The following is a 14460-nucleotide window of genomic DNA, read 5'->3' as shown; positions in this document are numbered from 1 at the left end:
GCGGTCGTCGCTGGTAGCCGTAGTCCATGCCGTTCATCCCCCGCCGCCTGCGGGCCGCCCTGCTTGCCATTGCCTCGGCCACCCTCGTTGCCGCCACCCTGCCCGCACCCGTGCCGCTCGGCATCGGAGACTCGCTCTTCCCTCACCTCGGCAACCCGGGCTACGACGTCCTCTCGTACGACGTCGGGTTCACCTATCACGGCAACAACAAGCCACTGGACGCCGTCACCACGATCGACGCGCTGACCACCGAGCCGCTCGACCGGATCAACCTCGACTTCGACCGCGGCACTGTCCGCACTGTCGACATCAACGGTCTGCGGGCCGACTTCGCCACCGCGGACGAGGACCTCGTAGTGGAAGCCCCCGGCAGGCTTCCGGCCGGAGTGCCGCTCCACATCACCGTCCGGCACACCAGCGACCCGAGCGGCGACCAGAACAGCGGCGGCTGGGTGCGCACCTCCGACGGCCTCGCCATGGCCAACCAGGCCGACGCCGCCCACCGGGTCTTCCCCAGCAACGACCACCCGGCCGACAAGGCGTACTTCACCTTCCGGGTCACCGCACCCAAGGAACTGACGGTGGTCGCCAACGGCCTGCCCGCAGGCAAGGTCCGACACGGCTCCTCGACCACCTGGACCTACCGGACCGCACACCCCATGGCCACCGAGCTGGCCCAGGTCTCCATCGGCCGCTCCACTGTCCTTGAGCGGACCGGCCCCCACGGACTGCCGGTTCGGGACGTGGTGCCGGCCGCCGATGCCAAGGTCCTCGAACGGTGGCTGAAGAAGACGCCGGGGCAGCTGGAGTGGATGGAGCGGCAGGTCGGCCCCTACCCCTTCGAGACATACGGACTGCTGGTCGCCGACACGAAGACCGGCTTCGAGCTGGAGACCCAGACGCTCACGCTCTTCGAACGGTCCGTGTTCACCTCAGGCATCTACCCCGAGTGGTACGTCGAGTCGCTCATGGTGCACGAGCTGGCACACCAGTGGTTCGGCGACAGCGTCTCCCCGCAGTCGTGGTCGGATCTCTGGCTCAATGAAGGACATGCCAGCTGGTACGAGGCCCGCTACGCCGAGGAACACGCCAAGCGGCCGCTGGAACGCCGGATGCGCGACGCGTACACCAGGTCCGACAGCTGGCGCGCCGCCGGAGGCCCGCCCGCCCGCCCCGCCGCCCCGGCGCCCGGCGAGAAGATCAGCATCTTCCGGCCGGCCGTGTACGACGGCAGCGCACTGGTCCTCTACGCGCTGCGCCAGGAGATCGGCGAGCCCGCGTTCGACCAGCTGGAACGCCGTTGGGTCAGCACCCATCGCGATTCCACCGCGACCACGAAGGACTTCGTCCGGCTGGCGTCGCAGATCGCGGGGCGCGACCTGACCGCGTTCTTCCACGGCTGGCTGTACGGGACGAAGACTCCGCCGATGCCGGGGCACCCGGACTGGCACAGCACACAGCCCGCCGGACGGGGGTAAACCCGGGTGACGGGTCCGGCCGGGCCATGCCACTATCGACGGGTCGCCGCGGCGGCCGGACCGGAGATTCTCCCCCGAGGGAATCATCCAGGAAGGTCACACGTTGTGACTGATGTAACGGACTTCTATCGACGTAAGGATCCAATGACCTCCTCTTCTTCCCTTCCCCAGGACGCGCAGAACGCGCAGAGTGCCACGGAGAACGTCACCGAGAGCCTCACCGAGAGCCTTCGGGCCGACGCCCTGATGGAAGAGGACGTCGCCTGGAGCCACGAGATCGACGGAGAGCGGGACGGCGAACAGTTCGACCGTTCCGAGCGTGCCGCGCTGCGGCGTGTGGCGGGCCTCTCCACCGAGCTCGAGGACGTCACCGAGGTCGAGTACCGACAGCTGCGCCTGGAGCGCGTGGTGCTGGTCGGCGTCTGGACTTCGGGGACCGTGCAGGACGCGGAGAATTCGCTCGCGGAGCTTGCCGCGCTTGCGGAGACGGCGGGCGCCCAGGTGCTCGATGCCGTCTTCCAGCGTCGCGACAAGCCCGACCCCGCTACGTATATCGGCTCCGGCAAGGCGCTGGAACTGCGTGACATCGTCCTCGAATCAGGGGCCGACACCGTCGTCTGCGACGGTGAGCTCAGCCCCGGCCAGCTGATCCATCTCGAGGACGTCGTCAAGGTCAAGGTGGTCGACCGGACCGCCCTGATCCTCGACATCTTCGCCCAGCACGCCAAGTCCCGAGAGGGCAAGGCGCAGGTCTCGCTCGCTCAGATGCAGTACATGCTGCCGCGACTGCGCGGTTGGGGTCAGTCGCTGTCCCGGCAGATGGGCGGTGGCGGGTCCAGCGGCGGTGGCGGCATGGCGACCCGTGGTCCCGGTGAGACCAAGATCGAGACGGACCGGCGTCGGATCCGCGAGAAGATGGCGAAGATGCGCCGGGAGATCGCGGAGATGAAGACCGGCCGCGAGATCAAGCGTCAGGAGCGCAAGCGCAACAAGGTGCCCTCGGTCGCCATCGCGGGCTACACCAACGCCGGCAAGTCCTCGCTGCTCAACCGGCTGACCGGCGCGGGCGTCCTTGTGGAGAATGCACTGTTCGCCACGCTGGACCCGACCGTCCGCCGGGCCGAGACGCCGAGCGGCCGGACCTACACCCTGGCCGACACGGTCGGGTTCGTACGGCATCTGCCGCACCACCTCGTCGAGGCGTTCCGCTCCACCATGGAGGAGGTCGGCGAATCCGACCTGATCCTGCATGTGGTGGACGGCTCCCACCCGGTGCCGGAGGAGCAGCTCGCCGCGGTGCGCGAAGTGATCCGCGATGTGGGTGCGCTGGACGTGCCCGAGATCGTCGTGATCAACAAGGCCGATGCGGCCGACCCGCTGGTCCTGCAGCGCCTGCTGCGGATCGAGAAGCACGCCATCGCCGTCTCGGCGCGCACCGGTGCCGGTATGGCGGAGCTGCTCGCGCTCATCGACACCGAACTGCCGCGGCCGTCGGTCGAGATCGAGGCGCTCGTGCCGTACACCCAGGGCGGACTTGTCTCCCGGGTGCACGCCGACGGCGAAGTGATCTCCGAGGAGCACACCTCGGAGGGCACGCTGCTCAAGGCGCGGGTGCATGAGCAACTGGCCGCGGACCTCGCAACGTTCGCGCTCGCGGCGCACTGACAGCACGACTCCGCACGGACCGAAGGCCCGCTCCCTCGAGATGAGGGAGCGGGCCTTCGAGCGTGAACGGGGATCCTGCTACTGACCGGCGAACTTGACGCTCATCATCGTGAAGATCTGCTGCGCGCCCTCGCCCAGGTGGGGTCCTGCGAGCCAGCCCGAAGTCACCGGGCCGATAGAGGTGTTGGACACCAGAGCCAGCTTGCCGTCGGCGCCCTCGCTGAACCAGCCGCCGCCGGAGGAACCGCCGGTCATGGTGCAGCCGATGCGGTACATCGTCGGGGTGCTGGGGCTGATGGAGAGTCGGCCGGGACGGTCGACGCACTTATGCATGATCAGACCGTCGTACGGGGGAGCGGCCGGGTAGCCCCAGGCGCCCATGGCGCTGATCTGCGAGATCTCGGGGGCGTCGAAGTTGACCGGCAGGGCGTTGCCCACGGTCTCCTCCAGGGACTTCGTGCCGTTCTCCGGCTTCACGTGCAGCACCGCGTAGTCGTACGGAGCACCCTCGCCGCCGGTGGGACCGCCACGGGCGATCCACTCGCCGGAGGACGTGGCCCAGTCGGCCCAGAACGCACCGTACGGGGCGATCTCCTCCGGCCGGGCGTTCTCCAGTGCGGCGGCGGACTTTCCCTTGTCGTTGTACGCGGGCACGAAGACGATGTTGCGGTACCAGCCGCCCTTCGCACCGGCGTGGACACAGTGTCCGGCCGTCCACACCAGGTTGGACCTGCCCGGGTTCTTCGGGTCCTTGACGACCGTGCCCGAACAGACCATGGAGCCCTCGGGGGAGTCGAAGAACACCTTGCCGACCGGGGCCGCGTGGTCGTGGTAGGGAAGGTCCTCGGGCCGGGCCTTGACCGGTGCGGGCTCCGGGTCGGTGACGCCTTGGTCGCCGGAGAAGTCACCGGCCGCCATCGTCTTCGCCGGGTCCTTGGCGGACTTCATCCGCTCGGGCTTCCACAGCCCGTCGATCACCGGGTTGACGAAGTCCTTGGCCTCACGTAGCCACTTGTTCTTGTCCCAGTTCTTCCACTCGCCGTTCCTCCACTTCTCCGGGTCGACGCCGTGCTTCTTCAGCGTCTCGGCCAGATCGGCGGGGATGCCGCCGCTGCCGTCGTTGCCACCGGCGGATTCGGTGGCGGCCGGCTTGTCGGCTGCCTCGTCCTCGCTCGGACCACAGGCTGTGGCCGACAGCGCGAGCACGATGACGAGGCCGGTCGCGGCCAGCAGCGGACGTATGGATCGCATGGAAAAGATTCCCCCTGAAATCTCTGAGAATTGCCATGAACGTGTCATGCGAAGAGGTGGTCGGATGGGCGACCACCGAATGTGCAGAGACACCCTATGACGGTCCGGTGCACGGCTTTCGCCACCGGGGTACCGGATGCCAGGGTCCTCTGCGAGCCGGACGACTGCCCGGTCCGCAGGGGCCTCCGGTGGACTGTCGTCGCACCGAGGGCCCCTGGTTGGCCGTCACCCACAAGTCGGCGGCGGCCAGTTCGTACGGGTCACTGCCCGGCGTACTTCCTGCTGACCGCGTCGTAGACGCCCTTCGCTTCCTTGCCGAGACGCGGCCCGGCCAGCCAACCCGCCGTCACCGGGCCGATGGACGTGTTCGATACGAGGGCGGGCTTGCCGTCCTGGCCTGCCGCGACCCAGCCGCCACCGGAGGCGCCGCCGGTCATGGTGCACCCGACGCGGTACATCGTCGGGTCCTCCCTCGTGAGCGAGAGCCGGCCCGGCTTGTCCTTGCACTGCAGCAGCTTCTGACCGTCGTACGGCGGCGCGGCCGGGAAGCCGGTTGCCGTCATGCTGTCGATCCTGGGCACGGCCGGAGCGTTGAAGTCGACGGGCAGCGCCGCACCGACCGTCTCCTCCAGCGACTTTCCGGTCGCCCCCTTCTCCGGGGCGACATGCAGTACCGCGAAGTCGTACGGAGCGCCCTGGCCACCGGTCGGGCCGCCGTCGGCGATCCACTGGTCGGACGTCTGCGCCCACTGGCCCCACCACACGCCGTAGGGGGCTATCTGCTCCTTGGGCGCGTTCTGCAGCTCGGCGATCGACAGACCGCTGTTGTTGTAGGACGGCACGAAGGCGATGTTGCGGTACCAGCCGCCCTTCTTGCCCGCGTGCACACAGTGCCCGGCCGTCCACACCATGTTGGACTTCCCGGGGTGCGCCGGGTCCTTCACCACGGTCGCGGAGCAGACCATGGAGCCCTCGGGGCCGTCGAAGAAGAGCTTCCCGGACTCCGCGGCGCTGTCGTGGTACGGAGTCTGCGCGTTCGTGGCCCGCACCGGTGCCGGTGTCGGATCCGTCACGCCGGCGTCGCCCGAGATGTCGTTGTCGACCGGCTGCTCGGGCGCCTTGTCGGCATCCCGCATGCGCTCCGGGTCCCAGAGGTCCTCGATGATCGGGTTGACGAAGTCCTTGGCCTCACGCAGCCACTTGTCCTTGTCCCAGTTCTTCCACTCGCCGTTCCTCCACTGGTCGAGGTCGATCCCGTGCTCCTTGAGCCGGTCCTTCAGATCGTCCGGAATGACGATCTTGTTGTCGGAGGACTGGTCGGCGGAGCTGCTGGGTTCGGCACTCGCCTTCTCCTCACTCGGCCCGCAGGCGGTGGCGGTGAGTGCGAGAACGGCCGTGACCGCGGCCACGGCGAGCAGCGAGGAGGGCGCGCGACGCGCTCCCCGCCCCTGACGTGCCGTAAGAACTGGTCGAATGAGTCGCATGTGGTGATCCCCCTGGGACTTCGTAACTCAATACTTCTGTACTGCACTCGGACAGTGCGCTGAGGTGCTGCCCCGGACGCCGCTCCGAACGCTTCGTTGCCAACGCACCAAGGAATCCGAAAAGTTGCCCGAAGTCCCGGCGCGGTCCCCCACTATGCCGGTGCCGGTGGGGACGGATCGCGGCAGGGCCACGGTTCCGTCTCCGCCAGGATCTTCCGATTTACCCGTGATCCCCTGCGTCCGGCGTCGTTGGTACGTACGCGGGGCTTGCGGACAGCGTTCAACTCAGCAGTCCGTCCTTGCGGAAACGTACTGACGTGCAACGCAACTGTTACAGCGGGAGGACCAACAGCCGTGGCCGTGACCGAACCTGCACCGTTGGCACCACCCTCGGTGCACGAGGGGATCCTGCGCCGGCAGTCGCTGCGCGAGTCGGCCGCCCGTACCTATGCGCGGTCACTGCCGATCGTGCCGGTACGGGCCCGCGGGCTGACCATCGAAGGCGCGGACGGACGACGCTATCTCGACTGTCTCTCCGGAGCGGGCACGCTGGCCCTCGGGCACAACCATCCGGTCGTTCTGGAAGCGATCAAGAACGTCATCGACTCGGGTGCGCCCCTGCACGTCCTCGACCTGGCAACCCCGGTCAAGGACGCCTTCACCACGGAGCTGTTCGCCACACTCCCGCCGCAGTTCGCCGACAACGCCCGGATCCAGTTCTGCGGGCCGGCCGGCACGGACGCGGTCGAAGCTGCCTTCAAGCTGGTGCGTGCCGCGACCGGGCGCAGCGGGCTTCTGGCCTTCACCGGTGCGTACCACGGGATGACGGCGGGAGCCCTCGCGGCCTCGGGCGGCGCCGAGGACGTCCGGGTCACCCGGCTTCCCTTTCCGCAGGACTACCGCTGCCCGTTCGGTATCGGCGGCGAACGGGGGGCCGAGGTCGCCGCGCGGTGGACCGAGAGTCTCCTGGACGATCCCAAGGGCGGAGCGCCGGCGCCGGCCGGAATGATCCTCGAACCGGTACAGGGCGAGGGCGGCGTGAACCCCGCCCCCGACGGCTGGATGCGCCGGATGCGCCGGATCACCGCAGCCCGGTCCATCCCCCTGATCGCCGACGAGGTACAGACGGGCGTCGGCCGGACCGGCGCCTTCTGGGCAGTCCAGCACAGCGGGATCGTCCCCGACGTGATGGTGCTGTCCAAGGCCATCGGCGGCTCCCTTCCGCTCGCTGTGATCGTCTACCGCTCCGAACTCGACACCTGGCATCCAGGCGCCCACGCAGGCACCTTCCGCGGCAACCAACTCGCGATGGCCGCCGGTACGGCCACCCTCGCCTACGTTCGTGAGAACCGGCTCGCCGAGCGTGCCGCGACGCTGGGCGCCCGCATGCTCGCCCGCCTCCAGGCACTGGCGATCGACCACCCGTGCATCGGAGACGTCCGCGGACGGGGCCTGATGATCGGTGTGGAGCTCGTCGACCCCGAGGCCGACATCCCCGCCGGGGGTACCGGCGGCGGCCTTGAAGCCCCGCCCGACCCGGTCCTCGCCTCCGCAGTGCAGCAGGAATGCCTGCGCCGCGGTCTCATCGTCGAACTCGGCGGACGCCACTCCGCCGTCGTACGCCTGCTCCCTCCCCTGACGCTCACCGACGAACAGGCAACCGCGGTCCTCGACCGCCTCGCCGATGCCCTGGCAGCAGCCGAGCGTTTGCCGCACCGCCGAACCATGACCGGGTCGGCTCGCTGACCCCGGACACCCTCACAAGGAAGACCGCCGTGAACCCCACCCCCGCGCCCGAGGCCGACGGCCTTCCCGACGGCCAGCAGCGAGGACAGGCCGGGCTCGTCGGCCGACTCGCAGTCGAGCAGACGATCGTGCCGCGTCAGAAGGCCGCGCCTCGCGGCGGTCGGTGCACCCCACAGGTACAGGTACCACCGACCGGCACCGGAACTGCCGATCTGCTCGATCACCCGGACCCGCTCATGGCCGCAGATACGGCAGGTGTCGAGAACCTGCTGCGCTGCTGGGTCCGGGAGAACGACCTGCCCCGACCGGACCGGGACACCCTTCGCATCCCGTTGCCCGCCAGCGGGACGGCTCTGCTCGTCCCCGTTCTCTACTGGTCCGCCACGGGATGGCACCGCTTCGGCCGGCCCGTCCTGGAGGAGGCACGCGACGGTGCGCCGACCACCGATGCCGTCACGGTCGCGGTCCTCCTGGGCCGCGAGGCGGACCGGAACGAGGGCGCCGACATGGTGGCCAGAGTCGCCGACTCGGTACGCCGCACGGCCGGATTCATCGCTGAGCGGCGCCGTACACCCACGGCTCCCGCCGACGCCGACCTCTTCCTCACCGCCGAGCAGTCACTTCTGCTCGGACACCCCCTGCACCCCAGCCCCAAGAGCCGCGAAGGCCTCTCCGAGGCCGAATCCCGCCTCTACTCACCCGAGTTGCACGGCTCCTTCCCGTTGCACTGGATGGCTGTCGATCGCTCCGTGCTGGCCACCGAGTCCTCCTGGACGGAGGGGGGGCGCCCCGTACCGGCGGAGGACCTGGTCGCCCAGCACGCGGAGGGACTGCAACTACCCCGGAACACCACACCGATTCCGCTCCACCCCTGGCAGGCCCGCGAACTGAGCCACCGGCCCGAAGTCGCAGCGCTGCTCGATGCGAAGCTCCTCCACGACCTGGGACCGCACGGCAAGCGCTGGTACCCCACCTCCTCCGTCCGGACCGTTCACCAGCCCGGTGCCGACGTCATGCTCAAGCTCTCCCTCGGCGTACGCATCACCAACTCCCGTCGTGAGAACCTCCGCAAGGAACTCCACCGAGGGGTGGAGGTCCACCGGCTGCTCCGCAGCGGGCTCGCCACGCAGTGGCACGCCGTCCACCCCGGCTTCGACATCGTCCGTGACCCCGCATGGCTCGCCGTCGACGCGCCGGACGGCGAACCCGTCTCCGGTCTGGATGTTATGGTGCGCCACAACCCGTTCCACCCGCTCGACGATGCGGTGTGCATCGCCGGCCTCACGGCCCCGCGCCCCTGGCCCGACCAGCCAGGCGTGCACTCACGCCTCGCCGATGTCGTCGTCCGCCTCGCCGCGGCCACCGGCAGAAGCAAGGGAGCCGTCGCTGCCGAGTGGTTCCTGCGCTACCTCGACCGCGTCGTACGCCCCGTGCTCTGGCTCGACGCCACAGCAGGCGTCGCCCTCGAAGCCCACCAGCAGAACACACTGGTGCTGCTCGACGCCGACGGCTGGCCTGTCGGTGGCCGCTACCGGGACAACCAGGGCTACTACTTCCGCGAGTCCCATCGCGCGGACCTCGAGCACAGGCTCCCGGGCATCGGAGCCGTCAGCGACACCTTCGTCTCCGACTCGGTCACCGATGAGCGCTTCGCCTACTACCTAGGCATCAACAACCTCTTCGGTCTCATCGGAGCCTTCGGTTCCCAGCGCCTCGCCGATGAGCAGGTGCTGATCGCCGCGCTCCGCCGCTTCCTCGGCGGAGTCACCGGCCTCGGCACCCCGCTTCCCGCGCAACTGCTGGAGAAGCCGAACCTACGGTGCAAGGCCAACCTGCTGACCCGGCTGCACGGCCTCGATGAACTCGTCGGCCCGGTCGACACCCAGTCCGTCTACGTCACCATCGCCAACCCCCTCTGCGCCTGAAGGAACATGACCCCCGCCTGAACTGCTGAGAGGAGAGGCATCACCGTGCCTCCCGCCGATGAGCACACCGGCGCCGGAACCGGCCCTGCCTCCCGAGCCGGTACCGGCGCCGAGGACACCCTGGACCTGCAACTCCCCGACGAATTCCTCGCCTTGTTCGGGGAAGACAAACCGGCAACGGTAACGCCGAAGCCGATCCCCGCTTCTTTCGACGGACCCCTGTCCCTGAAGGAGTCCCTGGCTCGGGGCGGATCCACGTCGACCGAGGGGGAGGACGTGAGCACAGGCACGGTTGCGGACGCGCACCCGAACCAAGGCCCTGGCACGCCTGGTGTCACGAGCAGGCTGGAGTCTTCCGACCTGCTCGACAACCCGGCCGAGTGGAGGCCGGTCACCACGCCGGCCGGAGTGTTTCAGCTCGTCCCCGTACGGCTGGAACGCGATCTCGCGGTGATCAGCCGGTGGATGAACGACCCCGCAGTCGCCGCGTTCTGGGAACTGGGCGGGGAAGAAGCCGTCACTGCCGCCCATCTGCGCCCCCAACTCGACGGCGACGGACGCAGCGTCCCCTGCCTGGGTGTGTTGTCCGGCGTCCCCATGAGCTACTGGGAGATCTACCGCGCGGACCTCGACCCGCTGGCGCGTCACTACCCTGCCCGACCGAATGACACCGGAGTCCACCTCCTCATCGGTGGCGTGACGAACCGCGGGCGCGGCATCGGTACCACCCTTCTCCGGGCCGTCTCCGACCTTGTACTCGACAACCGTCCGCAGTGCGCGCGCGTCGTGGCGGAACCCGACCTGCGCAACACCCCCTCCGTCTCGGCGTTTCTGAGCGCCGGCTTCCGGTTCTCCGCGGAAGTCGAACTCCCCGACAAGCAAGCCGCTCTGATGATCCGCGACCGAGCCCACCGAGCCCAGCTGTGATCGGCCTGCTGCATTACATACACCGCTCGAACCCCATCGGTTCCGTCCCGAGGAGTCCCCGTGCCGCCATATCCTGCGAACCATGAGTCAGCGGAGTCGCCCGAGCTGCTCAGTACTCCAGAGTTGAACCGGACGGTCTGGGACCGAGTCGCCACCCGGCTGCTCGCGAAAATGCTCGGCGAGTTCGCGTACGAGGAAGTCATCGAGCCGGCCCTTCAGCCCGGCGGGAGCGACACATACACCCTCGCGCTGGACGACGGCGCAACGCTGAGCTTCCGAGCCGGACGGGGCGTCTACGGCAGCTGGCACGTCGCCGCCGACTCGATGCGCGCAAGCGATCGGAACGCTCCTGGCGAGACCGGCAAGGACGGCAGGACCCGGACCGTCCCCTTCCGTGATCCGCTGCAGTTCCTCGCCCGCGCACGGCGCCTGCTCCACCTCGACGGAGCCACCCTCGGCCACCTCATCCGAGAGATCACCACCACGCTCGCCGCCGATGCCCGGCTGGACCACACCACCTTCACCGCCGCCCGACTCGCCGAGCTCGACTATGCGGAGCTCGAAGGACACCAGACCGGCCACCCCTGGCTCGTCGCCAACAAGGGACGGCTGGGGTTCTCCGCCGCCGACGCCTCCCGCTTCACCCCGGAAGCCCGCAGACCGGTCAAGCTGCCGTGGATCGCTGTCAGTACCCGGATCGGCGGCTACCGGGGTGTGACCGGCCTCGCGACTCCCGAGCAGCTCTACGCACAGGAACTGGACGCCTCGGTACTCACATCCTTCGCCGCCGAGCTCCGCGCCCGCGATCTCGACCCCAGCGCCTACCTCTTTCTTCCCGTGCACCCCTGGCAGTGGGACGAGTGGATCGTTCCGCTGTTCGCACCGGCCATCGCCGCCGGAGACATCGTCCCCTTGCACACCGACGACGACCTCCGGCTGCCGCAGCAGTCCATCCGTACGTTCACCAATCTGGGGCGCCCCGACCGGCACACCGTCAAACTGCCTCTGTCGATCCTCAACACGCTGGTCTGGCGAGGCCTCCCGACCGAGCGCACGCTCGCGGCCCCCGCCGTCACCGCTTGGGTCCAGGGCCTGCGAGACCGTGACCCGTTCCTGCGCGACACCTGCCGTGTCGTTCTGCTCGGCGAGGTGGCCTCCGTGACCGTCGAGCATCCGCTCTACGACCATCTCCCTGAGGCGCCGTACCAGTTCAAGGAGATCCTCGGTGCGATCTGGCGCGAGCCGCTCCATCCCCGGCTCATGCCCGGCGAGCGCGCCCGTACCCTTGCCTCGCTGCTCCACACGGATGCGCAGGGCCGCGCCTTCACCGCCGAGCTCGTGACCCGCTCGGGTCTGACCCCCACCGCATGGCTGACCCGGCTCTTCGCAGCGCTGCTCCCACCCCTGCTGCACTTCCTCTACCAGTACGGAACGGTCTTCTCCCCGCACGGCGAGAACGCCATCGTCGTCTTCGACGACCAGGACGTGCCCGTACGGCTGGCGATCAAGGACTTCGTCGACGATGTGAACATCAGCGCCCAGCCGCTGCCCGAGCACGCGACGATGCCGGAAGACGTGCGTGGCATCCTGCTCACCGAGGAGCCCGGCTTCCTCACGCAGTTCATCCACTCGGGGCTCTTCGTCGGCGTCTTCCGCTTCCTGTCCCGCCTCTGCGAGGAACAGCTGGGGGTCCCGGAGGCCGAATTCTGGTCACTCGTGCGGGCCGAAATCCTGCGACACCACGCCCGCTTTCCCGAGCTGAAGGAGAGGTTCGAGATGTTCGACATGCTGACGCCACGCATCGAGCGCCTCTGCCTGAACCGCAACCGCCTGTACCGGGACGGTTACCGTGACCGGTCCGAGCGCCCGCACGCCGCGGTTCACGGCACCGTTCCGAACCCGCTCCATCCCTCCGCATGAGTCCGGGAGTGACCGTCGTTGTCAGTGGTGCCCCGTAGGCTGGTCGCGCTATGACGAAGCCATCCCTCCCCGAGCTCCTGCACGCCGCCGTGACCGCCGTCGGCGGTACCGAGCGGCCTGGCCAGGCCGCCATGGCCGAGGCAGTCGCCGAGGCCGTCGACGACAATTCCCACCTGCTCGTCCAGGCCGGCACAGGGACAGGCAAGTCCCTCGGCTACCTGGTGCCCGCACTGGCACACGGGGAGCGGGTCGTGGTCGCCACGGCGACCCTGGCGCTGCAGCGCCAGCTCGTGGAGCGCGACCTCCCGCGTACGGTCGACGCACTGCACCCCCTACTGCGCCGCCGGCCCCAGTTCGCGATGCTCAAGGGGCGCTCGAACTATCTCTGTCTGCACCGGCTTCACGAAGGCGTGCCGCAGGAAGAGGAAGAGGGGCTCTTCGACCAGTTCGAAGCTGCGGCTCCGTCGAGCAAGCTCGGCCAGGATCTGCTGCGGCTGCGGGACTGGTCGGACGAGACCGAGAGCGGCGACCGCGACGACCTCACCCCAGGCGTTTCCGACCGGGCCTGGGCGCAGATCTCCGTCTCATCCCGGGAATGCCTGGGTGCCAGCAAGTGCGCTTACGGTGCGGAGTGCTTTGCGGAGATGGCCCGCGAGCGCGCCAAGCTCGCCGATGTCGTCGTCACGAATCACGCACTGCTCGCCATCGACGCGATCGAGGGTGCTCCGGTGCTCCCGCAGCACGAGGTGCTGATCGTCGACGAGGCCCATGAGCTGGTCTCCAGGGTCACCGGAGTGGCCACCGGAGAGCTCACCCCCGGCCAGGTGAACAGGGCGGTGCGGCGCGCGGCGAAGCTGGTCAACGAGAAGGCTGCCGACGCCCTGCAGACCGCGTCGGAGGGGTTCGAGCGGGTGATGGAGCTGGCGCTCCCCGGCCGCCTGGAAGAGGTTCCCGAAGACCTCGGTTACGCACTGATGGCGCTCCGGGACGCCGCTCGTACGGTGATCTCGGCGCTGGGTTCCACCCGGGACAAGTCCGTCCAGGACGAGGACGCCGTCCGCAAGCAGGCGCTGGCGTCGGTGGAGACGATCCACGGTGTTGCCGAGCGGATCACCCAGGGGTCCGAGTACGACGTCGTCTGGTACGAGCGCCACGACCGCTTCGGCGCATCCGTCCGCGTTGCCCCGCTCTCCGTTTCCGGCCTGCTGCGCGAGAAGCTCTTCGCCGACCGCTCGGTCGTGCTCACCTCGGCCACGCTCAAGCTCGGCGGGGACTTCAACGGGGTGGGAGCTTCCCTGGGACTGGCCCCCGAGGGCACCGCGGGGGACGACATCCCGCAGTGGAAGGGCCTCGACGTCGGATCGCCCTTCGACTACCCACGGCAGGGCATTCTGTACGTCGCCCGGCACCTGGCCACGCCCGGCCGGGAGAGTTCCCGTACCGACATGCTGGACGAGCTGTCCGAACTGGTGGAGGCTGCCGGCGGGCGCACGCTCGGGCTCTTCTCCTCCATGCGGGCCGCGCAGGCGGCCGCCGAGGAGCTGCGTGGCCGGCTCGACAAGCCGATCCTGCTGCAGGGCGAGGAAACACTCGGGGAGCTGATCAAGAATTTCGCCGCCGACCCCGAGACCTGCCTCTTCGGCACGCTCTCGCTCTGGCAGGGCGTCGATGTCCCCGGGGCCAGCTGCCAGCTGGTGATCATGGACCGGATCCCGTTCCCCCGACCCGACGACCCGCTGATGAGCGCGCGGCAGAAGGCGGTCGAGGAGGCGGGCGGCAACGGGTTCATGGCCGTCGCGGCGACCCATGCCGCGCTGCTGATGGCCCAGGGTGCCGGCCGTCTCGTGCGGGCCACGGGAGACAAGGGAGTGGTCGCGGTACTGGACCCGAGGCTGGCCAATGCCCGATACGGGAGCTACCTCCGGGCCTCGCTGCCCGACTTCTGGTACACGACGGACCGCAACCAGGCGCGCCGCTCACTCGCTGCGATCGACGCCGCCGCCAAGGCCGACGAGCAGTGATTCCGAACGAGCCGAAGGCCCCTGCTCGTTCTTGGTGACCACC

Annotated in this window: 9 protein-coding genes; 7 read left to right on the top strand and 2 right to left on the bottom strand. The window is 69.0% G+C overall.

The features are described from left to right. The first annotated feature begins 26 nt into the window (after positions 1–26). The gene (locus OHB49_RS12815) at positions 27–1478 is read left to right on the top strand and encodes a M1 family metallopeptidase (protein WP_329160350.1); all 1452 of its coding nucleotides are present in this window, start codon (positions 27–29) and stop codon (positions 1476–1478) included. Between the two features lie 144 nt (positions 1479–1622). Beyond that, positions 1623–3143, top strand: a complete 1521-nt coding sequence (gene hflX, locus OHB49_RS12810) for a GTPase HflX (RefSeq protein WP_030974119.1) — start codon at positions 1623–1625, stop codon at positions 3141–3143. Positions 3144–3221: 78 nt separating this feature from the next. Here the strand turns inward: hflX and OHB49_RS12805 are convergent, their stop codons facing one another. Beyond that, positions 3222–4394, bottom strand: a complete 1173-nt coding sequence (locus OHB49_RS12805) for a trypsin-like serine peptidase (protein WP_329160348.1) — start codon at positions 4392–4394, stop codon at positions 3222–3224. A 260-nt stretch (positions 4395–4654) separates the two neighbouring features. Further along, positions 4655–5878: a trypsin-like serine peptidase gene (locus OHB49_RS12800; protein ID WP_052189801.1), complete on the bottom strand. Its 1224-nt coding sequence runs from the start codon at positions 5876–5878 to the stop codon at positions 4655–4657. A gap of 354 nt (positions 5879–6232) precedes the next feature. On the opposite strand from OHB49_RS12800, the gene OHB49_RS12795 reads away from it, so the two are divergent. From OHB49_RS12795 to OHB49_RS12775, 5 genes are read left to right on the top strand one after another with little or no spacing between them, the layout of a single operon-like run. After that, the gene (locus OHB49_RS12795; protein WP_329160345.1) at positions 6233–7624 is read left to right on the top strand and encodes a diaminobutyrate--2-oxoglutarate transaminase family protein; all 1392 of its coding nucleotides are present in this window, start codon (positions 6233–6235) and stop codon (positions 7622–7624) included. 29 nt (positions 7625–7653) lie between these two features. Further along, positions 7654–9549 (top strand): IucA/IucC family protein, encoded by a 1896-nt coding sequence (locus OHB49_RS12790; RefSeq protein WP_329160344.1) that lies wholly within the window; start codon positions 7654–7656, stop codon positions 9547–9549. A gap of 45 nt (positions 9550–9594) precedes the next feature. Further along, positions 9595–10476, top strand: a complete 882-nt coding sequence (locus OHB49_RS12785; protein WP_329160343.1) for a GNAT family N-acetyltransferase — start codon at positions 9595–9597, stop codon at positions 10474–10476. 60 nt (positions 10477–10536) lie between these two features. Then, positions 10537–12396 carry an IucA/IucC family protein gene (locus tag OHB49_RS12780; RefSeq protein ID WP_329160341.1) on the top strand — a complete coding sequence of 620 codons (1860 nt, stop codon included), beginning with the start codon at positions 10537–10539 and terminating at the stop codon, positions 12394–12396. Between the two features lie 50 nt (positions 12397–12446). Then, positions 12447–14417: an ATP-dependent DNA helicase gene (locus tag OHB49_RS12775; RefSeq protein ID WP_030974107.1), complete on the top strand. Its 1971-nt coding sequence runs from the start codon at positions 12447–12449 to the stop codon at positions 14415–14417. The last annotated feature ends 43 nt before the right edge of the window (positions 14418–14460 follow it).

It is taken from the genome of Streptomyces sp. NBC_01717 (assembly GCF_036248255.1).
Classification (GTDB): domain Bacteria; phylum Actinomycetota; class Actinomycetes; order Streptomycetales; family Streptomycetaceae; genus Streptomyces.
The sequence above is the reverse complement of the archived record's forward strand: the minus strand, read 5'-3'. Positions and strand labels throughout refer to the sequence as shown.

Coding starts and splice junctions, on each gene's coding strand:
- OHB49_RS12815 (WP_329160350.1), top strand. CDS start 27: ATGCCGTTCATCCCCCGCCGCCTGCGGGCCGCCCTGCTTGCCATTGCC.
- hflX (WP_030974119.1), top strand. CDS start 1,623: ATGACCTCCTCTTCTTCCCTTCCCCAGGACGCGCAGAACGCGCAGAGT.
- OHB49_RS12805 (WP_329160348.1), bottom strand. CDS start 4,394: ATGCGATCCATACGTCCGCTGCTGGCCGCGACCGGCCTCGTCATCGTG.
- OHB49_RS12800 (WP_052189801.1), bottom strand. CDS start 5,878: ATGCGACTCATTCGACCAGTTCTTACGGCACGTCAGGGGCGGGGAGCG.
- OHB49_RS12775 (WP_030974107.1), top strand. CDS start 12,447: ATGACGAAGCCATCCCTCCCCGAGCTCCTGCACGCCGCCGTGACCGCC.